Genomic DNA, 21,927 nt, shown 5'->3' on the forward strand with positions numbered 1-21,927 from the left:
CGCAATGAAATACGCCCCCGCAGCGCGGGGGCGTATTCCATTTGAAGCAAGGCGCGCTTACACGGCCTTCTTCAGTTCCTGCACCTTGTCCGTGGCTTCCCACGAGAACTCCGGCTCGGAACGGCCGAAGTGGCCATAGGCCGCGGTCTTCGTGTAGATCGGACGCAGCAGGTCCAGCATGTTCACGATGCCCTTGGGACGCAGATCGAAGTGTTCGCGCACCAGCTTGGCGATCTGGTCGTCGGGGATCACGCCCGTGCCTTCGGTGTAGACGGTGATGTTGATCGGCTCGGCCACGCCGATGGCATAGCTGACCTGCACCTGGCACTGGCGGGCCAGGCCGGCGGCCACGATGTTCTTGGCCACGTAACGCGCGGCGTAGGCGGCCGAACGGTCCACCTTCGAGGGATCCTTGCCCGAGAACGCGCCGCCGCCGTGCGGGCAAGCGCCGCCGTACGTGTCGACGATGATCTTGCGGCCGGTCAGGCCGCAATCGCCTTGCGGGCCGCCGATGACGAAGCGGCCGGTCGGGTTGACCAGGAACTTCGTCTTGGGCGTGATCAGGCCTTCGGGGAAGCTGGGCTTGATGATGTCTTCGATCACCGCTTCGCGGATGGTTTCTTGCGAAACTTCAGGCGAATGCTGGGTCGACAGCACCACCGTATCGACTTCCGCCGGGCGGCCGTCGATGTAGCGGAACGTCACCTGCGACTTGGCGTCCGGGCGCAGCCACGGCAGGCGGCCGTCCTTGCGCAGTTCGCTCTGGCGCTGCACCAGGCGGTGCGCGTACCAGATCGGGGCCGGCATCAGGTCGGGCGTTTCATCGCACGCGTAGCCGAACATCAGGCCTTGGTCGCCCGCGCCCTGGTTCAGGTAGTCTTCGGAACTGCGGTCCACGCCCTGGGCGATGTCCGGCGATTGCTTGTCGTAGGCGACGAGCACCGCGCAGCCCTTGTAGTCGATGCCGTATTCGGTGTTGTCGTAGCCGATGCGGCGGATCGTGTCGCGGGCGACCTGGATGTAGTCGACGTTGGCGGTCGTGGTGATCTCGCCGGCCAGCACGACCAGGCCCGTGTTGCACAGCGTTTCGGCTGCGACACGCGCGTTCGGGTCCTGCGTGAAGATGGCGTCGAGGATCGCGTCGGAAACCTGGTCGGCTACCTTGTCGGGATGCCCTTCGGAGACGGATTCGGAAGTAAAGAGAAAGTCGTTGTTGGCCACAGATGCGTCCTTACGTGCCCGGCATTGCCGGCGCATAGGTTCACGAGGCGCGTTGCACCTCGGACCGCATGCCTCTCGGCATACACTGATCTGGGCGCGACGCTTTAGCGGATTTGGCAAAGGCCGCGCAAAGCGCTACACCCTTGCCGTCGCCCCGCAAGTTGTCGGTTAACTCGGCGACTGCCGCTATTTTAAGCGAAAATGCCGTTCTGCTGCCGGCGCCGGGCCCCGTGCCCGTTTCCCGGCCCCAGACGCGCCTTCGCCAGCCCAACCCATCGCCGCATGCTGCTCTTCCTGTTCAGACTATTCGCCGCCCTTCCCCTCCCTGTCGCGCACGCCCTGGGGCGCCTCGCCGGGCGCGCGATCTACGCCTGGCCTGGCAAGTACCGGCGGCGGCTACAGGCCAACGCCGCCCAGGCCGGCTATCCGGCCCCGGCCTTCGCGCGCCGCGCGGCGGGCGAGATCGGCGCCATGATCCTCGAAAGTCCGCGGGTCTGGTTCCGCAACGAAGACAGCCTGTCCCGCGTGGTGTCGGACGACAACGACGTGGTGAGCGCGGCCCGCGCCGAAAACCGCGGCATCCTCTTCCTGACGCCGCACCTGGGGTGCTTCGAGATCACCGCCCGCTACCTGGCCCGCCAGATGCCCATGACGGTCATGTTCCGCCCGCCGCGCAAGGATGTCCTGGCCCCGCTGCTGGAAACCGCGCGCAACAGCTCGGCGGTCAATGCGGTGCCGGCCACCATGCAGGGCGTGCGCGAATTCGTGCGGGCGCTGCGCCGGGGCGAATCCGTGGGCATGCTGCCCGACCAGGCGCCCGGCGTGGGCGACGGCGTCTGGGCGCCCTTCTTCGGGCGCATGGCCTACACCATGACGCTGCCGGGCAAGCTGGCCACGCAGACCGGCGTTCCCATCATTCTCACCGCCGGCGAACGGCTGCCGCGCGGACGGGGCTGGCGCATCCACTACGTGCGGGTGCCCGAGCCGCTGCCGGCCGACGCCGAGTCGCAGGCGGCGCTGCTCAACGCCGCCATGGAAACGTTGATCCGCCGCTGCCCCGAGCAATACCTCTGGAGCTACAACCGCTACAAGACGCCGCGCGGGGCGCCCCCGGCGCCGGCCGCCGATACGGCCTCCACGGCGGGCTGAGCCCCGCCGCGCCCCCGCCCGTCGTCCCCCTGCTGACACCATGACTGATTTCAAAACGCGCGCGCTGGTCTCCCTGTTGAAATGGTTCGGCCGCATCAGGCCGTCGACCCGGCTGCGCATCGGCGCCTGCCTGGGCTGGCTGGCGCCGCGGCTGGCCAAATCGCGCGCGCGCATCGTCCGGCGCAACCTGGAACTGTGCTTTCCAGACCAGCCGGCCGCCGTGCGCGAACGCTGGCTGGCCGAGCACTTCCGCGCGCTGGCGCAATCCATCGTGGACCGCGGCGTGCTCTGGTACGGCGCGCCCGAAGCCGTCAAGGAAATGGTGACGCAGACCGGCAGCGACCGGATCAATGCGCTGACGGCCGAGGGCCGCTCGGTGATCCTGCTGGCGCCGCACTTCATCGCGCTGGACGCCGCGGCCACCCGCCTCACCATGGACGTGCCCAGCGCCGCCACCATGTACACCCCGCAAAGCGACCCCCACATCGACGCGGTCGTGGCCGCCGGCCGCGCCCGCTTCAACGAGGTTTTCCTGGTCAGCCGCAAGGACGGCGTGCGCGAATTGCTGCGCCACCTGCGCGCGCCCCGCCCCGTCTACTACCTGCCCGACATGGACTTCGGCCGCCAGGGCTCGGTGTTCGTGCCGTTCTTCGGCGTACCGGCCGCGACCCTGCTCGCCACGGCGCAGCTGGCCAAGAAGTGGAATGCCGCCGTCGTGCCCATCGTGGGTTTCTGGAATCCGGATACGGGCCGCTACCATGTGGATGTCCTGCCGCCGCTGGAGGATTTCCCCGGCGAAGGCTCGCTCGAAGACGCCACCGCCCGCCTCAACCGCGAACTGGAATCCTGGGTGCGCCGTTGCCCCAGCCAGTATTACTGGGTCCATCGCCGTTTCAAGACGCGGCCGCCGGGCGAGCCCAAACTCTACTGACCCGCCGGCGCGCCGCCCGCGCCCCAATATGGGCGATAATCCGGTGATGAACTGGAACTTCACCAAAATGCATGGCGCGGGCAACGATTTCGTCATGCTCGACGGAGTCCGCCAAACGATCGAAATGACGCCCGAGCGCGCCCGCGCGCTCGGCGATCGGCATTTCGGCATCGGCGCCGACCAGATCCTCGTGGTCGAACGCGCCACCCGGCCGGACGCCGACTTCCGCTATCGCATCTACAACTCCGACGGCAGCGAAGTCGAACATTGCGGCAACGGCGCCCGCTGCTTCGTGCGCTTCGTGCACGAGCAAGGCCTGTCCGACCGCAATCCGCTGCGCGCCGAAATCGCCACCGGCATCCTGGTGCTGGACGAAGCCGACGACGAGCAGGTCACCGTCGACATGGGCAGCACCCGCTTCGAGCCCGCCGCCCTGCCGTTCGACACCGACGGCCTGGCCTCCCGGCCCGAAGGCGACGACACGCTGTGGGAACTGCCGCTGGACGCGCCCGCGGGCCTGACTGGCGCCATCTGGATCTCGGCGGTGGCGATCTCCAACCCGCACGCCGTGCAGGTCGTGGAAAACGTCGATACCGCGCCGGTTTCCGTGCTCGGCCCGCTGATCGAAACCCATCCGCGCTTCCCGCGCCGCGTCAACGCGGGCTTCATGCAAGTGCTGGACCGGCACAACATCCGCCTGCGCGTCTTCGAACGAGGCGCGGGCGAAACCCTGGCCTGCGGCACCGGCGCCTGCGCCGCCGTCGCGGCCGGCATCCGCCGCGGCCTGCTCGACTCCCCGGTGCGCGTGCAAGCGCGCGGCGGCGTGCTGACCGTCGCCTGGAATGGCGAACAGCTCCGCATGACCGGCCCGGCGGAATCCGTTTTCACGGGGCAGGTCGACATCGACAAGCTCGTCTTCTCCATGGGGCTGAACCGATAAGCCATGACTGATACCGTTTTTACCGCCCAGGACATCGCGGGCTTTCTGCAAGAGAATCCCGGCTTTTTCGACGAACACGCCGACGTCTTCGCCACGCTGCAGGTGCCGCACCCGCACGGCTCGCGCGCCATTTCGCTGGGCGAGCGCCAGATCATGACGCTGCGCGAACGCAACCGCGAACTGGAATGGCGGCTCAACGAGCTCGTGCGCAACGCCACCGCCAATGAAACCATCGGCACGCACGTGGCCAAGTGGTGCAGCCGCCTGCTGTCGGAATGCGATCCGCAGCAAGTGCCCGGCGAGATCGCCCTGGGCCTGGCCGAGCAATTCGACCTGAACCACGTGGCCCTGCGCCTGTGGGACCTGTCCGAACTGCCCGAGACCGGCTATGGCGAGCCCGTCACGCAGGACGTGCGCACCTTCACCGACAGCCTCAAGGCGCCGTACTGCGGCACCGACACCGGCTTCGAGGCCGCCGCCTGGCTGGACGCCAAGCCCAAGTCGCTGGCGCTGGTCCCCTTGCGCCTCGTCGCCGACGGCCCCGCCGTCGGCCTGCTGGTGCTGGGTTCGGACGACGTCGACCGCTTCACCCCCGAAATGGGCACCACCTTCCTGGAATCCATCGGCCAGCTGGCCTCGGCGGCGCTGCACCGCCTGAACCCGGCGAGCCCCAAGGCCTAGGACCCGGGCGGACACGGAGCACGCCTTGCGACCCACCGCGCACGACACCGATCCGCCCGAATCGCCCGAAGCGCCCCTGCCCGACGCGATGAGCGCCTGGCTGCGCCACCTGGAAACGAACCGCCGCTATTCGCCGCATACGCTGGACGGCTACCGCCGCGAGCTGCGCTTCCTGCGCGCGCTGGCCGACAAGGCCGGCCTGCCGCTGGACAAGATCGCCAACGGCCACATCCGCCAGTTCGTGGCGCGCCTTCACGCCGAGGGCCGCGGCCCGCGCAGCCTGGCGCGCACGCTGGCGGCCTGGCGCGGCTTCTATCAATGGTGGGCGCCAGCCATCGAACTGGCCGGCAATCCCGTGGCCGGCGTGCGCGCGCCCAAGGCGCCCCGCGGCCTGCCCAAGGCCTTGTCCGTGGAACAGGCCCAGGCCCTGCTGGACCGCGCCCCGGCGCAGGTCGCGACCGAGCCTTCGGCGCTGCGCGACCAGGCCATGCTCGAACTGCTCTATTCCAGCGGCCTGCGCCTCTCCGAGCTGGTCGGACTGGACTTGCGCTACGAGCGCGCCAACGGCTACGAATCCCGCGGCTGGCTGAACCTGGACGATGCCGAGGTCGTGGTGCTGGGCAAGGGCGGCAAGCGCCGGTCGGTGCCCGTCGGCCAGGCCGCCCTGGACGCCTTGCGCAAATGGATCGCGGCGCGCCCGCAACTGGCGCCCTTCACGGCCCAGCCCGAAGACGCCGCCGCGTTGTTCCTGGGCGCGCGCGGACGCCGCATCTCGCCGCGCGTGGTGCAACTGCAGCTGGCGCGCATCGCGCAAGCCGCCGGCGTGCCCACCCACGTGCATCCGCACGTGCTGCGCCACAGCTTCGCCAGCCACGTCCTGCAATCCGCGCAAGACCTACGCGCAGTGCAGGAAATGCTGGGCCACGCCAACATCTCCACCACTCAGGTCTACACGCGGCTGGATTTCCAGCACCTGGCCCGCGCCTACGACCAGGCGCATCCGCGCGCGGGCCGCAAGTCCTGATCGCGGGCAACCCTAGCCGCCCCCCGCCACCACGCCGCCCAGCAAGGCGACACCCAGCAACAGCACCGCGACCGCCGCTAGCGCTTCCACGCCATAGCGCAAACGCGCCGCGCCCTTGCCCGAGAGCCCGCGACCCAGGCGATTGGCCGCGCCGCCGGCCGCCACGGCCAGGCAAGCCAGGGCCGCAACGGTCAGCCCCGTGCCCAGTCCCATTGCCAAGGCGGACGCCACGCCGGCCAGGAAGAAGCCTTGGGACAAGGCAAACACCAGCACGATCAAGGCGCCGCTGCAAGGACGCAGGCCCACGGCCAGGATGGCCGACCACGCGCGCCGCCAGTTCAGCGGACCGGCCACTTGATCCGGCGCGGGCGCGTGCGCATGTCCGCAGCCGCAATCGTCATCGTGCCCCGCGTGGCTGTGGGCATGGGCATGAGAGGGAGCATGGACGGGCGCCGCTGCCGGACGGCGCAGCAAGGGCCGGATCGCCTTGCGCCACACCAGCCATCCACCCAGCAACGTCACCAGCGCGTACGACGCCAGCTCCAGCCAGCGCGTCGCGTTGTTCATCGTGGCCGCGGTGGCGTTGAACGCGACCGCCAGCACCGCCACCATCGCGATCGCCACCAACGCCTGGATCAGCGCGGACAGCAGCGCAAGCAACGCGCCGTTGCGCGCAGTCTGGCGGTTGGCCAGCACATAGGAAGCAATCACCGCCTTGCCATGGCCCGGGCCCAGCGCGTGGAAAACGCCATAGGCGAACGACAGGCCGATCAGGGCCCAGGCCGCGCCGCCTTCGGCCTGCCAGGCGCGCACCGCCCCCGTCAGCTGCCGGTAGAAATGGGATTGCCAGACGGAGACCTGGCCGAAAAAGCCGGCCAGCCAGCCGGGTCCGCCCGCGCCTGCGCTTTCCGGCACCCCGAAAGGATGCGCGCCCTGGGCCGCCGCCGCCGTCGCCCAGGCCGCGCCGGTCAGCATCAACAGCAAGGCAAGCAGCGCCGCGGCGGGCCGCGACGGCCTCGCTACGGGCACCGCACCTCGATGCGGTGCGTCAGCCCCTTGGTAATGGCGAAAAGCTCGTCGGGCAATGCGTCCGGATCGGCCGGGATCGCGGCCAGTTGCTGCAGGGTTTTCCAATCCAGTTCCTTGGGCTTGCGGTACGCCGACGTACAGGCCGCGGCTTGCGGACCGCCAAGAGCAACCGCGTCCTTGCCATCGAAGGCGTAGGCCACGAAGTACGTCGGATCGTAGATGTCCACCTGCGCGCCGTCCGCGCCGGGCGCGGCGGGCTCGGCCAGGGGCAACGTGAAGGACAGGGTCAGGCGCGCGGTCTTCGGGTTCCAGTCGACGCGGGCATCGCGCGGCTCGGCGAAGGCCAGCGTCTTGCCGCCGACCGTCACCCGGGTGAAGTAGTGCGAGATCGGCTCGCCCAGCGCCTTCATCCAATCCTGCGCCATGCCCTGCCGGACGTCGGCGGGCAGGGAGCCGTCCTTGCCCTTCTTCAAGCCCTGCGTGGCATAAGCGCCGAACATCTCATCAAACAGCCAGACCTGCCGCAGCGCCGTGATGCGCTGCCCGGCATCGATCTCGATGGTCGCGCGGGCGTCGATCCACATATGCGGATGCGCGCTGGCGGCGGCGGCTCCCAGCAGGCCGGTGACGGCGGTCAGGGCTGCAAGGCCGCGGCGAGCTGACGTGCGTTCCATTCGAACATTTCCAGGTAAGTGGCGCCCGGTTGTCCGGGCTTGGACAGGGCATCGGAATAGAGCGTACCACCCACCTTGGCGCCGGTTTCGCGCGCGATCTGCTGAACCAGCCTGGGGCTGCTGATGTTCTCCACGAACACGGCCGGCACGCGCTCGCGCTTGACCTGTTCGATGATGCGCGCCACTTCACCGGCCGACGGCTCGGCATCGGTCGACACGCCCATCGCCGGGATGAACGCCACGCCGTAGGCATCGCCGAAATAGCCGAATGCGTCGTGCGACGTCACCACCTTGCGGCGCTCGGCGGGAATCGCGGCGAACGTCTTGCGGACCTCGGCATCCAGCGCCTGCAACCGCGCGACGTAGGCCTGGGCCCGCTCGCGATAAGCCTGCGCATGCGCCGGGTCGGCGGCGGCCAGTCCTTCGGCCACGTTGCGGGCATAGATCACGCCATTGGACAGGTCCTGCCAGGCATGCGGATCGGCATCGCCGTGATGATGCGCCTCCTTGTGGTCGTGCCCGTGGTCATGCCCGTGGTCGTGGTCGTCGTGATCGCCCTTCCCGCCCGCTTCCGCGAACTTGCGCGGCGCCACGCCCTTGGACGCCACCACGGTCTGGCCCGAGAACCCCGACGACTTCGCCAGGCGCGGCATCCAGGTCTCGAAATCCAGCCCGTTCACGAACAGCACCCCAGCGGCCGACAGCTTCTTCGCGTCGCCCGGCGTGGGCTCGTATTCGTGGGCATCGCCGTCGGGCCCGACCAGCGTGTCCACGCTGACGTCGCCGCCGCCCACCTCGCGCACGATGTCGCCCAGGATGGAAAAGCTCGCCACGGCCTTCAGGGGCGCGGCGGCCAGCGATGGCCCGAAAGCGGCCGACAGGCACAGGCCGGCCAGGGCCAGCAGCGCGCGGCGGCGCGTGGGGAAAACGGAACGCATGGCGAATCTCCTTTTGAAGTCAGGCCCGCCGCAGTCGGCGCGGCGTCCGCAGCAACCCGCCTTGCGGGCCGCCCACGATGGAAAACAGGTAGCAGGCGCCGGCCGCCAGGATGATGGCGGGCGAGGCCGGCACGTTGAAGTGGTAGGACACGAGCAGGCCGGCCGCCGAGGCCGCCACGCCCAGGCCGGCGGCCAGCGGAATCTGGCGGGCCGCGGAGCGGACCCAGAAGCGCGCCGCGGCGGCGGGCAGCATCATGATGCCGACCACCATGAGCGTGCCCAGCACCTGGAAACCCGCCACCAGGTTCACCACGACCAGCACCAGGAACGCCATGTGCACCCAACCGCCCGCGCCGCCGCTGGCGCGCAGGAATCCCGGGTCCAGGCATTCGGCCACCAGCAGCCGGTAGATCGCGGCCAGCGCCAGCAGCGTGACGCTGGCCACGGCGGTGACCAGCAGCAGCGCCGGATCGTCCAACCCCAGCACCGTGCCGAACAGCACGTGCAGCAGATCCATGTTGGAACCGCGCAGCGACACCAGCAGCACGCCCAGCCCCAGCGAAATCAGATAGAACGCGGCGAAGCTGGCGTCCTCGCGCAGCGGCGTCAGCCGGGCCACCAGCCCCGCCAGCAAGGCCACGGCCAGGCCGGTGGCGATGCCGCCCAGCATCATCGCGCCCAGCGACAGGCCCGACAGCAGGAAACCCGCCGCCACGCCGGGCAGAATGGCGTGCGACATGGCGTCGCCCATCAGGCTCATCCGCCTCAGCACCAGGAACACGCCCAGCGGCGCGGCGCCCAACGACAGGGCGCAAGCGCCCGCCAGCGCCCGCCGCATGAAACCGTAGTCCAGGAAGGGCGACAGCACCCATTGCGCGAGGCTCATGCCCGGCCTCCCCCAAGCCATTGCCGCGCCAGCTTCAGGTGCGCGTCGTCCAGCGCGGTGGCGGTATCGCCCCAGGCCACCACCGAACCGGACAGGAGCAGGCATTCGGGAAAGTGGTCGCGCACCAAGTCCAGATCGTGCAGCACCGCGATCACGGTCCGGCCCTGCCCATGCAGGCCGCAAAGCAGGGCCATCAGTTCGTCGGCCGTGTGGCTGTCCACGGCGGCGAACGGCTCGTCCAGTAACAGCACGGGCGCGTCCTGCACCAGCATCCGCGCGAACAGCGCGCGCTGCATCTGTCCGCCCGACAGCGTGCCCACGCCGTGCCCGGCCAGGTCGGCCAGGCCCACCGTTTCCAGCGCATGCATGCAGCGCGCCAGTTCCTCGTCCCCGATTCGGCGCCATCCCCCAACGCGGCGCCAGGCGCCCATGGCCGCCAGTTCCAGCACAGAGACGGGAAACGACCGGTCCAGTTCGGCCGCCTGGGGCAACCAGGCCAGCCCGGCCCGGCCGGCCCCGGTAACGCGCACGCTGCCGGTCATGGGGCGCAGCACGCCCATGATGCCTTTGATCAAAGTGGATTTGCCGGCGCCGTTCGGCCCCACCACGGCGGTCATGCCGCCGGCCGCGAAGCGCCCCGACACCGACTTGAGCGCGGCATGGCCATGCCAGCCGAACGAGGCGTCCGTCAGCTCGATGGCGACGGGCGCGCTCATCGCGGCCACCAATCGAGCGCCCAGCCGGTCAGCGCCCACAAGGCGGCGGCCGCGACCGCCGCGTATGCCATGCGGCGCCAGGCGGAGACGAGGAAAGCGGAGCGCGGCGGCGGACGCTGCCCGGGCGCGGCACCCGGCCGCGGAGGCAAAAGCGTGAAATGCGACATGGAAAATCGGCAGGCGGAAATGCGGGAGGAGCACAGATTTTATTATGTTATATCATAACCAAAATTCTTGATTCGGCGGGTTTCGCCCGCATCTGGGTGTTTTCTGCTACCTTCCTGGCATCTCGCGCGCATCGCGCGCGTTATCCATACACATGAAGCCAGCCATGCCCGCAACGCCCCGCTCCCCCCGCAGCGACACCGTGGACGCCCAGCTCGGCGTCGCCGAGACGCTGTGCGAGCAGCGCGGTCGCCGCCTCACGCCCATCCGCCGCAAGGTGCTGGAACTGCTGCTGCGCCACGGCCGCAGCCTGAAGGCCTACGAATTGCTGGACGCCATGCGCGCGGTGCATCCGGGCGCCGCGCCGCCCACCGTGTACCGCGCCCTCGACTTCCTGATGGACGAAGGCCTGATCCACCGCCTGGACGCCGTCAACGCCTGGAGCGCCTGCCATGACGCCGGCGGCGCCCCCCATGACCTGCTGGTGGTCTGTACGGGCTGCGGCGCGGTCGCGGAAGTGTCCGACCCCGCCATGAGCCGGCAACTGGCCGAGCGCGTGGCCCAGACCGGCTATGCCCTGGCCACGCACGAAACCGAAATCCGCGCGCTCTGCCCGCAATGCCAGAAGAAGCAGCCCGCGGACGACGCCGGACACCATCACCACCATCATTGAACGCGGCCGCCTCGGACGGCCCTCATCCGTCCGGCCCCCTCCCGCCGACGGAAGTCGCGCGCCCGGTCTAGCCCAGGCGAACCCGTCCGCTCTTGAAATCCGGAAAACCGCCCCAAAATAGTGGTATCGCCCGATACTTGACGGCGTACGGCAGCCATCTGAAGGGCTGGCGCCCCAGGGTTGACCCTGGGTTTGCCCCCTGCCCCCGACTGTGCTGTAATCCTGCGTCCGGCCGCTGTCGGCGGCCTTCGCAGCCTGTGGCAAACACCCTCCGGCCAAGCCAGGGAAACCCCGATCCAGAACGTAAGGAGGGGTTGCAGATCCCCATGCCGGAGTTCCTGTTTAACGCCTTGACTTCACGCTAGCAGCTTCGCCATGAACACCCCGCGCAGTTTGGACAAAATGGTTCCCGTCACCATCCTCACCGGCTTTCTCGGTGCGGGCAAGACCACCCTGCTCAAACGCATCCTGACCGAATACCATGGCCGCCGCGTCGCGGTCATCGAAAACGAGTTCGGGCCGGAAAGCATCGACAACGACCTGCTGGTCCAGGACAGCAACGAAGAGATCATCGAGCTGTCCAACGGCTGCGTCTGCTGCACGGTGCGCGGCGACCTGATGCGCACCCTGGCCGAGCTGCGCGTCAAGCGCGAAGCCGGCGAACTGAATTTCGAACGCGTCATCATCGAAACGACCGGCATGGCCAACCCCGGCCCCGTCTGCCAGACGTTCTTCATGGATGACGACATCGCCGAATACTACCGCCTCGACGCGGTCGTCACGGTGGTCGACGCCAAGCACGGCATGTCGACGCTGGACGAACAGCCCGAAGCCCAGAAGCAGGTCGGTTTCGCCGACCGCATCCTGATCTCGAAGAAGGACCTGGTCAACGAAGTCGACTACGAAGCGCTGCGCAACCGCCTGGTTCACATGAACCCGCGCGCGCCGATCACCGCCGTCAACTTCGGCGACGCCGACCTGAAGTCCATCATCGACATCAGCGGCTTCAACCTGAATTCCATTCTGGATATCGACCCGGAATTCCTGGCCGATGAGCACCCCGACGCCGCCCATGCGCATGGTCACGACCACGACCATGGACATGATCACGACCACGATCACGACGGCGATTGCGGGGCGCATTGCAATCATGCGCATCATCACCACCACCACCAGCACGACGACGAAATCGGCGCGTTCGTGTTCCGTTCCAACAAGCCGTTCGATCCCGCGCGTCTTGAGGAATTCCTGGGCGGCGTGGTGCAGGTCTATGGTCCCGACCTGCTGCGCTACAAGGGCATCCTGTACATGAAGGGCATCAACCGCCGCATGTTGTTCCAGGGTGTGCACATGATGATGGGCGCCGAACCCGGCAAGCCGTGGACCGCGGCCGACAAACCGTCCACCAAGATGGTATTCATCGGACGTAAGCTGCCCCAGGAGATTTTTACCCGGGGCTTGGAGCAGTGCCTGGCGGGGTAATCCCCTTCCTGACGTGACGCGATGCGACGAAGGCAGTACTGTGAGGTACGAATAGCGTAGGCAACAAGTAACACGGACCGGGAGTGGAAGCCCGCGCCAGGATCGATTCATAGTGGAGTGTTTTCATGGCTACCAAGGCAGCAACCAAGAAACCAAGCAAGTCGACGAGCGATACGGCGATTGATCTGCCCAGCGAAAAAGAATTGCTGGCCATGCCCGAGTCCGACTACATGAACGAACGCCAGCTGGCCTTCTTCAAGGAACGGCTCAAACAACTCGAACAGGACATCCTGGCCAACGCCGGGGAAACCACCGAGCACCTGCGTGAAACGCAGTTCGTGCCCGATCCCGCCGACCGCGCCACCATCGAGGAAGAGCACGCCCTCGAACTGCGCACCCGCGACCGCGAGCGCAAGCTGCTGAAGAAGGTGCAACAGTCCATCGCCCGCATCGACAGCGGCGAGTACGGCTGGTGCGAGGAAACCGGTGAGCCCATCGGCATTCCCCGCCTGCTGGCACGCCCCACGGCCACCCTGTCGCTCGAAGCGCAGGAACGCCGCGAAATGCGCCAGAAGCTCTACGGAGACTGACCCACCCTGAAAGCGCCGCGCTTTCCCCTGGGCGGCATCGTTGGAGCGGCATCCGCTGCATGCGTCGCCGGTGATGTGAATACAGACATATCCCGCTGATGCGTCCCGTAATCCACCCGTCGTTCCGAAAAGGCTATGCTGGTTTCCGGCATGGCCTTTTTCTTTTCCGGGACGCAACCGGCCTGTCGCGGCGCCAGGCCGGCGGCACGCGGTACCCGGCCAGGCATTCGCTCCACCTCCAGGCGCCGCGCCACGCCTTGAATTTTTCCGGCGCGCCCCCAGCTAGTCCTTTCAAAGGAAGGAACGCATGGAACAATTTCACGCCACCACCATCGTGTGCGTGCGCCGCGGGAACCGCGTCGCACTGGGCGGCGATGGCCAGGTCACGCTGGGCAATATCGTCATCAAGGGCACGGCCCGCAAAATCCGTCGCCTGTACCACGACAAAATCCTGGCGGGCTTCGCCGGCGCCACCGCCGACGCATTCACCCTTCAGGAACGTTTCGAGGCCAAGCTCGAAAAGCACCAGGGCAACCTGATGCGCGCCGCGGTCGAACTGACCCGCGACTGGCGCACCGACCGCGTGCTGCGCCGCCTCGAAGCAATGCTGATCGTGGCCGACGCCGAGCACACGCTGGTCCTGACCGGCAACGGCGACGTGCTGGAGCCGGAACACGGCCTGGCGGCCATCGGCTCCGGCGGCGCCTACGCGCAATCGGCGGCTCTGGCCCTGCTGCGCAACACTGAGCTGCCGCCCGAGACCATCGTCAAGCAATCGCTGGAAATCGCTGGCGACGTCTGCATCTACACCAACCAGAACCACGTCATCGAAACGCTGGGCGACTAACGCCCGCCGCGCGGCGCCCCGGGCGCCGCGCCGCCCTCCCAGCCCGTCCTAGCTTCAAGGATCCGCCCTCATGTCCGCATCCAACATGACGCCCGGAGAAATCGTCTCCGAACTCGACAAGTACATCGTCGGCCAGAATCGCGCCAAGCGCGCCGTGGCCGTGGCGCTGCGCAACCGCTGGCGCCGCCAGCAGGTCGCCGAGCCCCTGCGCCACGAGATCCACCCCAAGAACATCCTGATGATCGGCCCCACCGGCGTGGGCAAGACCGAAATCGCGCGCCGCCTGGCCAAGCTGGCCAACGCGCCCTTCATCAAGATCGAGGCTACCAAGTTCACCGAAGTGGGCTATGTGGGCCGCGACGTCGACACCATCATCCGCGACCTGACCGAATACTCGATCAAGCAGACCCGCGAGCTGGAAATGCGCCGCGTCCGCACCCAGGCGGAAGACGCCGCCGAGGACCGCATCCTCGACGCGCTCGTCCCGCCCGCGCGCGGCGCCTCCGGCGAACCCGAGCGCGGCGAAGACAACAGCGCCCGCCAGACCTTCCGCAAGCGCCTGCGCGAAGGCAAGATCGACGATCTCGAAATCGAGATCGAAGTGGCCCAGGCCGTCCCGCAAATGGACGTCATGACGCCTCCGGGAATGGAAGAAATGGCCGAGCAGCTGCGCGGCATGTTCGCCGGCATGGCCCGCGACAAGAAAAAGCCCAAGAAAATGAAGGTGCGCGAAGCCTTCAAGCTGATCGTCGAAGAAGAAGCCGCCAAGCGCGTCAACGAAGAAGACCTGCGCTCCGTGGCGATCACCAACGTCGAACAGAACGGCATCGTCTTCCTGGACGAAATCGACAAGATCGCGGCCCGCCAGGAAAGCGGCGGCGCCGACGTCTCGCGCCAGGGCGTGCAGCGCGACCTGCTGCCGCTGGTCGAAGGCACCACCGTCAACACGCGCTACGGCATGGTCCGCACCGACCACATCCTGTTCATCGCGTCCGGCGCCTTCCACCTGTCGCGTCCGTCCGACCTGATCCCCGAACTGCAGGGCCGCTTCCCCATTCGCGTCGAGCTGGAATCGCTCACCGCCGAAGACTTCGTGCGCATCCTGTCCGACACGGACGCCTCGCTCACCAAGCAGTACAAGGCGCTCATGGCCACCGAAGACCTCGACCTGGAATTCACCGAGGATGGCGTGCGCCGCCTGGCGGAACTGGCTTTCGACGTCAACGAAACCACCGAGAACATCGGCGCTCGCCGGCTCTACACCGTGATGGAAAAGCTGCTGGAAGAACTGTCGTTCGACGCCACCTCCAGCCAGGACAAGCACGTCCGGATCGACGCCGCCTACGTCAACGCCCAGTTGGCCGAAGCCGCCAGCAGCCAGGACCTGGCCCGCTACGTGCTGTAAGCGCCCGGCAGCCCTGGCCGCCGGCCGAAAGCCGTTTGCCGCGATTCTGCGGCAAACGGCTTTTTCTTTTGGGGTCGCGAGCGCAGGCTTTAGTTCGCGATCTCGGTCACGATGTACTTGCCGTCCTTGCGCTCGGCGGTAAAGGTAACCTTGTCGCCCGCCTTGATCTTGGCCAGCAAGGCCGGATTGGCCTCGTACACCAGCGTCATGGCGGGCAAGTCCAGTTGCTTGATGGCGTCGTGCTTGATCGTGACCTTGCCCGCGGCCGGGTCCACCCGCCGCACCTCGCCGCTGGCCTGGGCCTGCTGCGCGAACGCCAACGGCGCCGCCACCGCCACGACGGCCACGACGGCGGCCGCGGCCATGGGGATTGCGTACTTGCGGTCAAAAACCATGCAGATATCCTCCGATTACAGCGAAAGCGCGACGCGGCGAATGCGGCCGCCCCGGCTTTCCACAATGCTAGGATACCGCCCTTGTGCAACAGTCCGCCCTCGGGAACGCAACAATCCTGACTATTGATTGCGTCGCCCGCGGCGGTACCCCGCCCCGCCGACAGCCGGACACACAACCCGAACCATTCGTCACCACTTCAGGAATTCCCATGGCCAACCGCTTATCTGTCATAGCCACCCGCACGGGAGACGACGGCACCACCGGCCTGGGGGACGGATCCCGCGCCCCCAAGGACGCGCCTCGCATCGCCGCCCTGGGCGACGTGGATGAACTGAACAGCGCCATCGGCCTGCTGCTGACCGAAAGCCTGCCCGCCGAAGTCTCCGCCGACCTCTCCGCCATCCAGCACGACCTGTTCGACATGGGCGCGGAACTCTGCATCCCCGGGCACGTCGCCGTAACCGACGAACAGGTCGCCCGCCTGGACGCGCGCCTGGCCCACTACAACGGCACCCTGCCCCCCCTGCGGGAATTCATCCTGCCGGGCGGTTCCCGAGCGGCCGCGCTGGCGCACGTGGCGCGCACGGTGTGCCGGCGCGCGGAGCGGGCCGTGGTGGCATTGGCGCGGGTGGACAGCGTGAATGCGCCCGTCAGGCAGTACCTGAACCGGCTATCGGACCTGATGTTCGTGCTGGCGCGTTGTATAAACCAGCATGCGGGACAGATGGACACGTACTGGGCGGGCGCCCAGGCGCGCCGCTAGCCCCGCGTCAAGGATGCGCCCGGGCCTCGGAGCCCAGAGGGTTTCACCAACATGAGCATAATCGTTACCGGCGGAGCCGGCTTCATCGGCTCCAATTTCGTATTGGATTGGCTTGCCCACCGTGACGAGCCCATCGTTACGCTGGACAAGCTGACGTACGCCGGCAACCCCGACAACCTATCGTCCCTGCAAGGCGACGCAAGGCACACCCTGATCCAGGGCGACATCAGCGATCTCTCGGCAGTATCGCAACTGCTGGACGCGCACTCGCCCAGGGCAGTGATCAACTTCGCCGCGGAAACCCACGTGGACCGCTCCATCGCCGACCCAGACGCATTCGTTCAGGCCAATATTGTCGGAACGTCGCGTCTGCTGACGGCGGTCCGCGACTATTGGATCCGGCTGGCACCGGACGCCAAGGCCAGCTTCCGCTTCGTGCATATCTCCACCGACGAGGTGTACGGCTCCCTGGAAGCCGGCGCACCGCCATTCACCGAAACGACGCGGTTCGCTCCGAACAGTCCCTATTCCGCCAGCAAGGCTGCCAGCGACCATCTCGTGCGGGCCTTCCACACAACCTACGGCCTGCCGGTGCTGACGTCGAATTGCGCAAACAACTACGGGCCCTACCAGTTCCCCGAAAAGCTCATTCCCCTGGTCATCCACAATGCCCTCGCCGGTCAACCCCTGCCGCTGTACGGAGACGGCATGCAGATCCGGGACTGGCTTTATGTCACCGACCATTGCGATGCCATCCGCAAGATTCTGGAAGCGGGCGATCCGGGCGAAACCTTTAACGTCGGCGGCTGGAACGAAAAAACGAATCTCGACGTCGTGCGCCACCTGTGTGCACTGCTTGATGAGCTCAGACCCCGCGCGGATGGCCGCTCCTACTCGACCCAGATCGTCCACGTTCCCGACCGACCCGGGCACGACCGCCGCTATGCGGTAGACGCGAGCCGCCTGCAACGCGCACTGGGCTGGATGCCGGCCGAGACTTTCGAAACCGGCCTGCGAAAAACGGTACTCTGGTATCTGGGCCACCCACGCTGGGTAGCGAACGTCACCAGTGGCGCCTATCGCGACTGGGCCAGGAAACAGTACGAGACTTAGCAATAAGGACCGCGTGAAAATCCTACTGTTGGGTAAGGACGGCCAAGTGGGCCGGGAACTACACCGCGCACTGGCACCGTTGGGGCAGCTGGTGGCGTTCGGCCGCGATTCCGCCGACCTGCGCGATACGGACGGCCTGTGCGCGGCTCTGTCGGCGCACCAGCCCGACGCGATCGTGAATGCCGCGGCCTATACGGCGGTGGACAAGGCCGAAACCGAGCGCGCCGAGGCAGACCAAGTCAACTCACTCGCGGTGTCCACCCTCGCCCGCCATGCCAAGGCCGTAGAAGCCTTGCTGGTCCACTATTCGACCGATTACGTTTTCGACGGCGCGGCGCGGCAGCCCTACGTGGAAACCGACGCCCCCAATCCTCTCAACGCGTACGGTGTCACCAAGCTCGCGGGCGAACGGGCTATCCGGGACGTGGGCTGCAACGCCCTGATATTCAGGACCAGCTGGGTCTATTCGGCGCACGGCCATAACTTCCTGAAAACCATCCTGCGTCTGGGACAGACCCGGGAAAGCCTGGAAGTGGTGTCGGACCAATATGGCGCGCCCACATCTGCCACGCTGGTGGCCGACACCACGGCGCTAGCTATCCAGCGGCATCTCGGCGGACGGCTTCGGGGCGGGACCTATCACCTGGCCGCTAGCGGCTCGACCAGTTGGCACGGTTTCGCGCAATATATCGTGGCGGCCGCGGTGGCTCGTGGCGCAACGCTGACGCTCGCGCCTGAACGCATCCGGGCGATCCCGACGCGGAATTATCCTGCGGCGGCGGAGCGACCTCTCAATTCCCGGCTGAACACGACCCTGCTGTCGCGCGCGCTCGGCCTCCAGCCGCCCGCGTGGACCGCGCACGTCGACTTGGTGCTAGATCGGCTCATCGAACTCGGAGAATCAACATGGCGCGCAAAGGCATAGTTCTGGCGGGAGGGTCGGGAGCCCGTCTGCATCCAGCGACGCTCGCCATCAGCAAGCAGCTACTGCCCGTTTTCGACAAGCCGATGATCTACTATCCGCTCACCACGCTCATGCTGGCGGGCATCCGAGACATCCTCGTCATATCGACGCCCCAGGACACCCCCCGTTTCCAGCAACTGCTGGGCGATGGTTCGCAGTGGGGCCTCAATATCGAATACGCGATCCAGCCCTCTCCCGACGGGCTGGCGCAAGCATTCGTCATCGGCGCGCCGTTTATCGGCCAGAGCACCTCGGCGCTGGTGCTGGGCGACAATATCTTCTACGGTCATGAACTGCCCAGGCTGCTGCAACGTGCCGATGCGCGCCCGGCCGGCGCTACCGTCTTCGCATACCACGTTCAGGATCCAGAGCGCTATGGCGTGGCCGAGTTCGACCGGCACGGAAAGGTAATGTCTATCGAGGAAAAGCCCGCACGGCCGCGTTCCGGCTATGCGGTGACCGGCCTGTATTTCTACGACAATGACGTTATCGACATCGCCCGCGACATCCGGCCCTCCGCACGTGGCGAACTTGAGATCACCGACGTCAACCAGCGCTATCTGGAACAGAACAGGCTGGCGCTGGAAATCATGGGTCGCGGCTACGCCTGGCTGGACACCGGCACCCATGAATCGCTGCTGGAAGCCAGCCAGTTCATCGCCACGCTGGAACATCGTCAGGGCCTGAAGGTGGCTTGCCCCGAAGAAATTGCCTTCCGCCAAGGATGGATCACCGCCGATGCCCTGGAAATGCTGGCCGAGCCGCTAGCAAAGAGTGGCTATGGCAGATACCTGATGCGCGTCCTGGTAGACAGGGTGTTCTGATGAAAGCCATTCCGCACGCCATTCCCGATGTGCTGATCCTGGAGCCCAGCGTCCTGGCGGACGAGCGTGGCTTTTTTTTCGAGAGTTTCAACCAGGCCGCTTTCGAAGCCTCGACCGGCCTGCGGCGCGACTTCGTGCAGGACAATCATTCGCACTCGGCCAGGGGCGTTCTGCGTGGGCTGCACTATCAGGTCACCCAGGCCCAGGGCAAGCTCGTGCGCGTGTGCGCTGGCGAGATCTACGACGTCGCGGTAGACCTGCGGCGCGGCTCATCCACGTTCGGGAAATGGGTGGCCGCCATCCTGAGCGCGGAGAACAAGCGCCAGCTATGGATACCCGAAGGGTTCGCCCATGGTTTCCTAACGCTGTCCAATTCCGCCGACGTGTTGTACAAGGCCACGGACTACTACGCACCGCAGCATCAGCGCTGCATCCGCTGGGATGACCCGGCTCTGGCCATCCCGTGGCCCTGCCAGCAGACGCCACTGCTTTCCGAGAAGGATCGCGGCGGCGCGTCGCTGGCCGACGCTGAAACCTGCTGACTCAATTCACCCCAGCCGCGTGCGCCTGCTCATCCGCATGGTACGAGGACCGCACCATCGCGCCCACCGCCGCGTGCGAGAAGCCCATGGCATAGGCTTCACGCTCGAACATGGCGAACGTATCCGGATGCACGTAGCGCAGCACCGGCAGATGGTGTTCCGAAGGCTGCAGGTACTGGCCGATGGTCAGCATGTCCACGTTGTGCTCGCGCATGTCGCGCATCACTTGCAGGATTTCCTCGTCGGTCTCGCCCAGGCCCAGCATCAGGCCAGACTTGGTGGGGACCTCGGGGTGCAACTTCTTGAACTCGGCCAGCAGCTTCAGCGAGTGCATGTAGTCCGACCCCGGGCGGGCCTGCTTGTACAGGCGCGGCACGGTTTCCAGGTTGTGGTTCATCACGTCCGGAGGACCGGCGTTCAGGATGGTCAGCGCGCGGTCCAGGCGGCCGCGGAAGTCGGGTACCAGCACCTCGATGCGGGTGGTGGGCGAGAGTTCGCGGATGTGCGTGATGCAATCCACGAAATGGCCGGCGCCGCCGTCGCGCAGGTCGTCGCGGTCCACCGAGGTGATCACGACGTAGGACAGCTTCATCGCGGCGATGGTGCGCGCCAGGTTGACGGGCTCGTTGGTGTCCAGCGGATCGGGACGGCCGTGGCCCACATCACAGAACGGGCAGCGGCGCGTGCACTTGTCGCCCATTATCATGAAGGTGGCGGTGCCCTTGCCGAAGCATTCGCCGATGTTCGGGCAGGAGGCTTCCTCGCACACCGTGTGCAGATTGTGCTCGCGCAGGATGCGCTTGATGTCGTAGAAGCGCGAACCGGGCGCGGCGGCCTTCACGCGGATCCATTCGGGCTTCTTCAGGCGCTCGGCGGGAACGATCTTGATGGGGATGCGCGCCGTCTTGGCCTGCGATTTCTGCTTTTGCGTCGGATCGTAGGTGGCGTCCGCGGGCGCAGCGGCGGATTCGTTCGAGGGAACAGGAGACTCGGCGAGCGTAGACATGGGACACCTTCATGACCGGCGCGCGGACGGGCCGGGTCTGGGACAAAAACGGCATTTTACCCCTGGCCGGCGGGATCCGCCCCAACCGGGGCCGGCCGCGGGGCGCGTAGCGGCCCGGCTGGGTTATCGTCACGCCTGACGAATCCGCGAATTTTCTCCATGGCTTCCCTGCCCCCACCCCGCCCCATCGCCCTGATCGCGCCCCGCCTGGACACCGGGCTTGCCGCCCGCGCCATGCAGGCGTGCGCCGAACTGCTCGCCCCGGCCGGCTATTACCTGGCCGCTGCGCCCTGGCAGGGCGCGCCCGGCCTGTCGCTGCTGGGCGAGCTGCGGCCCGCGGCCGCGCTCGTGATCGGTCCGCTGGACGATCCGGGCCTGCGCTCGACCGTGGCCGCGCTGGAAGTGCCCGTGGTCGAGACCTGGAGCGCCTCCGCCCAGCCGCTGGACGGCGCCCTGGTGATCGACAACGCGGAGGCGGGCCGCCAGGCGGCGCGCCACCTCGCCGCCAAGCGCCATACCCGGGTCGCCTGCATCAGCACCGACAACCCCTGGGAACGCGCGCGGCGGGAAGGCTTCGTCGCCGGCGCAGCCGCGCTCGGGCTGGAACAGGTGGCGGATATCGTGCAGCCCGAGGTGCAGCACATGAACGACGGCCGCATGGCCTTTCTGCGCCTGCTGTCCACCAATACGATCTTCGACGCCGTGTTCTGCAGTTCGGACCTGCTGGCGGCCGCCGCGGTGTCCGAGGCACACAACCGGGACCTGCACGTGCCGCAGGATCTGGCGGTGCTGGGTTTTACGGACGACGGCAGCGCGGCGCAATGGGCGCAAGGACTGACCACGCTGGGCGTGGATGCCGCCGCGGTGGGCCGGCGCGCCGGCCAGTTCCTGCTCGACCGTCTTGACGGCGAGCGCGGCGCCCGGGAACACGCCACCATCGAGGTCGTGTTCGAGGAGCGCCTGAGCAC

General features: G+C 67.3%; 24 protein-coding genes. 16 read left to right on the top strand and 8 right to left on the bottom strand.

All coding sequences use genetic code 11. The features are described 5' to 3' along the window. Window positions 1–57: 57 nt before the first annotated feature. Window positions 58–1,221 carry a methionine adenosyltransferase gene (gene metK / locus ADE01S_RS19380; RefSeq protein WP_062683357.1) on the bottom strand — a complete coding sequence of 388 codons (1,164 nt, stop codon included), beginning with the start codon at window positions 1,219–1,221 and terminating at the stop codon, window positions 58–60. Between the two features lie 282 nt (window positions 1,222–1,503). Between metK and ADE01S_RS19385 the strand changes: the two genes are divergently transcribed. From ADE01S_RS19385 to xerC, 5 genes are all read left to right on the top strand, one after another. Further along, entirely contained in the window at window positions 1,504–2,370 is an 867-nt protein-coding gene (locus tag ADE01S_RS19385) for a lysophospholipid acyltransferase family protein (protein WP_062683358.1), read from the top strand. A 40-nt stretch (window positions 2,371–2,410) separates the two neighbouring features. Then, a complete protein-coding gene (locus tag ADE01S_RS19390; RefSeq protein ID WP_062683359.1) occupies window positions 2,411–3,301 on the top strand; it encodes a lysophospholipid acyltransferase family protein in 891 nt (296 codons plus the stop codon). Window positions 3,302–3,329: 28 nt separating this feature from the next. Next, window positions 3,330–4,241, top strand: coding sequence for a diaminopimelate epimerase (gene dapF / locus ADE01S_RS19395; RefSeq protein WP_062683360.1), 912 nt, complete (start codon window positions 3,330–3,332; stop codon window positions 4,239–4,241). Between the two features lie 3 nt (window positions 4,242–4,244). After that, window positions 4,245–4,922 carry a DUF484 family protein gene (locus tag ADE01S_RS19400; RefSeq protein WP_062683361.1) on the top strand — a complete coding sequence of 226 codons (678 nt, stop codon included), beginning with the start codon at window positions 4,245–4,247 and terminating at the stop codon, window positions 4,920–4,922. Between the two features lie 88 nt (window positions 4,923–5,010). After that, entirely contained in the window at window positions 5,011–5,946 is a 936-nt protein-coding gene (xerC, locus tag ADE01S_RS19405; RefSeq protein ID WP_062683384.1) for a tyrosine recombinase XerC, read from the top strand. Window positions 5,947–5,958: 12 nt separating this feature from the next. On the opposite strand, the gene ADE01S_RS19410 is transcribed toward xerC, so the two are convergent. The 5 genes from ADE01S_RS19410 to ADE01S_RS19430 are packed head-to-tail and all read right to left on the bottom strand — an operon-like array spanning window position 5,959 to window position 10,189. Beyond that, the gene (locus ADE01S_RS19410; protein WP_062683385.1) at window positions 5,959–6,921 is read right to left on the bottom strand and encodes a nickel/cobalt transporter; all 963 of its coding nucleotides are present in this window, start codon (window positions 6,919–6,921) and stop codon (window positions 5,959–5,961) included. A 44-nt stretch (window positions 6,922–6,965) separates the two neighbouring features. After that, window positions 6,966–7,649 (bottom strand): DUF1007 family protein, encoded by a 684-nt coding sequence (locus tag ADE01S_RS19415; RefSeq protein ID WP_062683362.1) that lies wholly within the window; start codon window positions 7,647–7,649, stop codon window positions 6,966–6,968. Further along, window positions 7,610–8,587 carry a metal ABC transporter substrate-binding protein gene (locus tag ADE01S_RS19420; protein ID WP_062683363.1) on the bottom strand — a complete coding sequence of 326 codons (978 nt, stop codon included), beginning with the start codon at window positions 8,585–8,587 and terminating at the stop codon, window positions 7,610–7,612. Before ADE01S_RS19420 ends, ADE01S_RS19415 begins: the two co-directional genes overlap by 40 nt. A gap of 19 nt (window positions 8,588–8,606) precedes the next feature. Further along, window positions 8,607–9,473 (bottom strand): metal ABC transporter permease, encoded by an 867-nt coding sequence (locus ADE01S_RS19425; RefSeq protein WP_062683364.1) that lies wholly within the window; start codon window positions 9,471–9,473, stop codon window positions 8,607–8,609. Further along, window positions 9,470–10,189 (bottom strand): metal ABC transporter ATP-binding protein, encoded by a 720-nt coding sequence (locus tag ADE01S_RS19430; protein WP_062683365.1) that lies wholly within the window; start codon window positions 10,187–10,189, stop codon window positions 9,470–9,472. The genes ADE01S_RS19425 and ADE01S_RS19430 overlap by 4 nt, the downstream gene beginning before the upstream one ends. A gap of 331 nt (window positions 10,190–10,520) precedes the next feature. Here ADE01S_RS19430 and ADE01S_RS19435 point away from each other — a divergent pair, with 331 nt between their 5' ends. From ADE01S_RS19435 to hslU, 5 genes are all read left to right on the top strand, one after another. Next, window positions 10,521–11,027 (top strand): Fur family transcriptional regulator, encoded by a 507-nt coding sequence (locus ADE01S_RS19435; protein WP_062683366.1) that lies wholly within the window; start codon window positions 10,521–10,523, stop codon window positions 11,025–11,027. 375 nt (window positions 11,028–11,402) lie between these two features. Next, entirely contained in the window at window positions 11,403–12,509 is a 1,107-nt protein-coding gene (locus tag ADE01S_RS19440) for a CobW family GTP-binding protein (protein WP_062683367.1), read from the top strand. A gap of 125 nt (window positions 12,510–12,634) precedes the next feature. Further along, on the top strand, window positions 12,635–13,099 hold the full coding sequence (gene dksA, locus ADE01S_RS19445; protein WP_043544572.1) for an RNA polymerase-binding protein DksA: 465 nt from the start codon (window positions 12,635–12,637) through the stop codon (window positions 13,097–13,099). A gap of 307 nt (window positions 13,100–13,406) precedes the next feature. Then, on the top strand, window positions 13,407–13,946 hold the full coding sequence (gene hslV, locus ADE01S_RS19450; RefSeq protein WP_062683368.1) for an ATP-dependent protease subunit HslV: 540 nt from the start codon (window positions 13,407–13,409) through the stop codon (window positions 13,944–13,946). Window positions 13,947–14,016: 70 nt separating this feature from the next. Continuing rightward, a complete protein-coding gene (hslU, locus tag ADE01S_RS19455) occupies window positions 14,017–15,351 on the top strand; it encodes an ATP-dependent protease ATPase subunit HslU (RefSeq protein WP_062683369.1) in 1,335 nt (444 codons plus the stop codon). A gap of 89 nt (window positions 15,352–15,440) precedes the next feature. Here hslU and ADE01S_RS19460 read toward each other — a convergent pair whose 3' ends face one another. Then, complete coding sequence (locus ADE01S_RS19460; protein WP_062683370.1) at window positions 15,441–15,746, bottom strand: copper-binding protein; 306 nt, start codon at window positions 15,744–15,746, stop codon at window positions 15,441–15,443. A gap of 209 nt (window positions 15,747–15,955) precedes the next feature. Here ADE01S_RS19460 and ADE01S_RS19465 point away from each other — a divergent pair, with 209 nt between their 5' ends. The 5 genes from ADE01S_RS19465 to rfbC are packed head-to-tail and all read left to right on the top strand — an operon-like array spanning window position 15,956 to window position 19,953. Beyond that, the gene (locus ADE01S_RS19465) at window positions 15,956–16,510 is read left to right on the top strand and encodes a cob(I)yrinic acid a,c-diamide adenosyltransferase (protein ID WP_062683371.1); all 555 of its coding nucleotides are present in this window, start codon (window positions 15,956–15,958) and stop codon (window positions 16,508–16,510) included. 51 nt (window positions 16,511–16,561) lie between these two features. Next, window positions 16,562–17,623 carry a dTDP-glucose 4,6-dehydratase gene (gene rfbB / locus ADE01S_RS19470; protein ID WP_062683372.1) on the top strand — a complete coding sequence of 354 codons (1,062 nt, stop codon included), beginning with the start codon at window positions 16,562–16,564 and terminating at the stop codon, window positions 17,621–17,623. 13 nt (window positions 17,624–17,636) lie between these two features. Next, window positions 17,637–18,548: a dTDP-4-dehydrorhamnose reductase gene (gene rfbD, locus ADE01S_RS19475; RefSeq protein WP_062683373.1), complete on the top strand. Its 912-nt coding sequence runs from the start codon at window positions 17,637–17,639 to the stop codon at window positions 18,546–18,548. Further along, complete coding sequence (rfbA, locus tag ADE01S_RS19480; RefSeq protein ID WP_062683374.1) at window positions 18,530–19,411, top strand: glucose-1-phosphate thymidylyltransferase RfbA; 882 nt, start codon at window positions 18,530–18,532, stop codon at window positions 19,409–19,411. The genes rfbD and rfbA overlap by 19 nt, the downstream gene beginning before the upstream one ends. After that, on the top strand, window positions 19,411–19,953 hold the full coding sequence (gene rfbC, locus ADE01S_RS19485; RefSeq protein WP_062683375.1) for a dTDP-4-dehydrorhamnose 3,5-epimerase: 543 nt from the start codon (window positions 19,411–19,413) through the stop codon (window positions 19,951–19,953). The genes rfbA and rfbC overlap by 1 nt, the downstream gene beginning before the upstream one ends. 1 nt (window position 19,954) lies before the next feature. On the opposite strand, the gene lipA is transcribed toward rfbC, so the two are convergent. Continuing rightward, window positions 19,955–20,959 (bottom strand): lipoyl synthase, encoded by a 1,005-nt coding sequence (lipA, locus tag ADE01S_RS19490; protein ID WP_062683376.1) that lies wholly within the window; start codon window positions 20,957–20,959, stop codon window positions 19,955–19,957. Between the two features lie 159 nt (window positions 20,960–21,118). On the opposite strand from lipA, the gene ADE01S_RS19495 reads away from it, so the two are divergent. Beyond that, window positions 21,119–21,927, top strand: an 809-nt coding sequence (locus ADE01S_RS19495) for a substrate-binding domain-containing protein (RefSeq protein ID WP_062683377.1), incomplete at its 3' end; no start/stop codon positions are given.

This window comes from Achromobacter denitrificans NBRC 15125 (assembly GCF_001571365.1).
Taxonomy (GTDB): domain Bacteria; phylum Pseudomonadota; class Gammaproteobacteria; order Burkholderiales; family Burkholderiaceae_B; genus Achromobacter; species Achromobacter denitrificans.

Excerpts from the sequence above, each read along its gene's own strand:
- ADE01S_RS19420 (WP_062683363.1), bottom strand. The coding sequence starts at position 8,587 with ATGCGTTCCGTTTTCCCCACGCGCCGCCGCGCGCTGCTGGCCCTGGCC.
- ADE01S_RS19385 (WP_062683358.1), top strand. The coding sequence starts at position 1,504 with ATGCTGCTCTTCCTGTTCAGACTATTCGCCGCCCTTCCCCTCCCTGTC.
- ADE01S_RS19460 (WP_062683370.1), bottom strand. The coding sequence starts at position 15,746 with ATGGTTTTTGACCGCAAGTACGCAATCCCCATGGCCGCGGCCGCCGTC.
- lipA (WP_062683376.1), bottom strand. The coding sequence starts at position 20,959 with ATGTCTACGCTCGCCGAGTCTCCTGTTCCCTCGAACGAATCCGCCGCT.
- hslU (WP_062683369.1), top strand. The coding sequence starts at position 14,017 with ATGTCCGCATCCAACATGACGCCCGGAGAAATCGTCTCCGAACTCGAC.
- rfbA (WP_062683374.1), top strand. The coding sequence starts at position 18,530 with ATGGCGCGCAAAGGCATAGTTCTGGCGGGAGGGTCGGGAGCCCGTCTG.
- rfbC (WP_062683375.1), top strand. The coding sequence starts at position 19,411 with ATGAAAGCCATTCCGCACGCCATTCCCGATGTGCTGATCCTGGAGCCC.
- rfbB (WP_062683372.1), top strand. The coding sequence starts at position 16,562 with ATGAGCATAATCGTTACCGGCGGAGCCGGCTTCATCGGCTCCAATTTC.
- ADE01S_RS19440 (WP_062683367.1), top strand. The coding sequence starts at position 11,403 with ATGAACACCCCGCGCAGTTTGGACAAAATGGTTCCCGTCACCATCCTC.
- ADE01S_RS19400 (WP_062683361.1), top strand. The coding sequence starts at position 4,245 with ATGACTGATACCGTTTTTACCGCCCAGGACATCGCGGGCTTTCTGCAA.
- ADE01S_RS19435 (WP_062683366.1), top strand. The coding sequence starts at position 10,521 with ATGCCCGCAACGCCCCGCTCCCCCCGCAGCGACACCGTGGACGCCCAG.
- xerC (WP_062683384.1), top strand. The coding sequence starts at position 5,011 with ATGAGCGCCTGGCTGCGCCACCTGGAAACGAACCGCCGCTATTCGCCG.
- ADE01S_RS19425 (WP_062683364.1), bottom strand. The coding sequence starts at position 9,473 with ATGAGCCTCGCGCAATGGGTGCTGTCGCCCTTCCTGGACTACGGTTTC.
- hslV (WP_062683368.1), top strand. The coding sequence starts at position 13,407 with ATGGAACAATTTCACGCCACCACCATCGTGTGCGTGCGCCGCGGGAAC.
- ADE01S_RS19390 (WP_062683359.1), top strand. The coding sequence starts at position 2,411 with ATGACTGATTTCAAAACGCGCGCGCTGGTCTCCCTGTTGAAATGGTTC.
- ADE01S_RS19415 (WP_062683362.1), bottom strand. The coding sequence starts at position 7,649 with ATGGAACGCACGTCAGCTCGCCGCGGCCTTGCAGCCCTGACCGCCGTC.
- dksA (WP_043544572.1), top strand. The coding sequence starts at position 12,635 with ATGGCTACCAAGGCAGCAACCAAGAAACCAAGCAAGTCGACGAGCGAT.
- ADE01S_RS19465 (WP_062683371.1), top strand. The coding sequence starts at position 15,956 with ATGGCCAACCGCTTATCTGTCATAGCCACCCGCACGGGAGACGACGGC.
- ADE01S_RS19410 (WP_062683385.1), bottom strand. The coding sequence starts at position 6,921 with ATGCTGACCGGCGCGGCCTGGGCGACGGCGGCGGCGGCCCAGGGCGCG.
- ADE01S_RS19430 (WP_062683365.1), bottom strand. The coding sequence starts at position 10,189 with ATGAGCGCGCCCGTCGCCATCGAGCTGACGGACGCCTCGTTCGGCTGG.
- dapF (WP_062683360.1), top strand. The coding sequence starts at position 3,330 with ATGGGCGATAATCCGGTGATGAACTGGAACTTCACCAAAATGCATGGC.